Source organism: Oleiphilus sp. HI0067 (genome assembly GCF_001635735.1).
This window is the reverse complement of record NZ_LWFI01000325.1, coordinates 1-1,393: the sequence shown is the minus strand read 5'-3', so window position 1 is coordinate 1,393 and position 1,393 is coordinate 1. Positions and strand designations below refer to the sequence as shown.

At 47.7% G+C, this 1,393-nt stretch carries 3 protein-coding genes; all 3 read right to left on the bottom strand.

All coding sequences use genetic code 11. The features are described from left to right. Positions 1–288: hypothetical protein (locus A3739_RS03905; protein WP_156502333.1), on the bottom strand; the 288-nt coding region annotated here is incomplete at its 3' end. After that, entirely contained in the window at positions 285–857 is a 573-nt protein-coding gene (locus A3739_RS03900) for a PilX N-terminal domain-containing pilus assembly protein (RefSeq protein ID WP_068500397.1), read from the bottom strand. The genes A3739_RS03900 and A3739_RS03905, both read right to left, overlap by 4 nt. A 9-nt stretch (positions 858–866) precedes the next feature. Continuing rightward, positions 867–1,393 (bottom strand): PilW family protein (locus A3739_RS03895; protein WP_197472024.1); only part of this gene is annotated, 527 nt, incomplete at its 5' end.

Sequence of the window (1,393 nt, the reverse complement as noted above, 5' to 3'; positions counted from 1 at the left end):
ACCATCGCTTCTCAAACGCGGTGTACCATCATTGACAGGGAAAGATAGCTCCCAGTCCATACTACCGGAGTCATCAATCGCGAACATTAGGTTATGTTTCACAGACGAGCCTAACCATAATGGCTGGTCTGCTAACTGACCTGGAGCAGAATAAGCAATAGTAGGTGCGGTCAGATATGTGACCAGCGCACACCAACGAAGTTTGCGTTCGAATGTTTTCATAGCACGCCCCCCTGCAAGGTCGCTAGAGCTTGATGCTTCTGTCGTATGTCTATTGATCAAGCTCATAGTTTTTTACCGTAGTATGTTTCAATAATGCGTTGTGAATTCGCGGTACCACCTGTACTACGCGCGACAATTCTAAACGTTGTGATTAAAGGGTTACCGGTGCCTGAACCATAACCACCACCGGTTTCACCAAAGTCACCCTGACCGGTGTTTAGACCATCATCTTCGACTGAACCCGCAAGCTCTATAAAGTAACGTGGTTGCACTGTTTGCCCTGCCACGGCACCCGCTGCCTGGGTGGCGGTATTGTTTACGTCATCAACCCAAATGCTGGCATCAAATGGGTCTGGCGCATTACCATTGGTATAAAACGGGCCAGTTGAATTGAAACCCGTTGTCGAAATAAACGCTTCAATAGCTTGCTCTGCAGCGCGAACGGCTGTTTCTGAACCTTGCAGTGCAACGTTGCCGTCTTGAATCGCTGCAGACATCTTCCCTTGCATAATGGTGTCGTTCATTGAGCTCACACCCAATACCGTCAAGATCAACAAGAAGATAAGCGAGATAAATAAGGCAGCGCCTTTCTGCTTTTTAGGGTTTAGATTCTGCATAGTAGATACGTGTGTCATATTCGCTCCCTATTTCAAACGATTGCGAATGGTATTCGTAGTTTCATACGGCACATAAAAGCGTAAGTCCGCAGCCGTCGTAGCCGTGCCATTGAAGTTATAGGTTTGGTTTTCCGCAACTGTGCGATCTTCAGACGCGGTAAGAATGCGTGTGCGTACTGCTACAACATTCAAAAAGTCATCGACGTCATCGGCAGCCACATAGCGATTCGCTGTTCCATCATCATTAGTATCTTCACCGTAAAGCACCTGCATATCTTCCACGCCTTCGGCGATCTCTTGAGTCGAAAACGAGGAAGTCTCGCCAGAGCGGTTAATCTGCGTCATGAACAGTGCGCGACCACCATCGGCCGTATTGCCGACGTGGTATGCAGTAATAGTAGGTAGGTACAAGTAACTACCGTCAGGATCATAAATATCATCAGCAAAGTTGGCGCTATTGTTATGCGATGTCCCATGATTAAGCACGTTCGTTGCTGTTGGGTCACTCGTTATAGAGAATAGCTCAGCACGCGCACAACTCGATACGATCACTA

Coding starts and splice junctions, on each gene's coding strand:
- A3739_RS03900 (WP_068500397.1), bottom strand. CDS start 857: ATGACACACGTATCTACTATGCAGAATCTAAACCCTAAAAAGCAGAAA.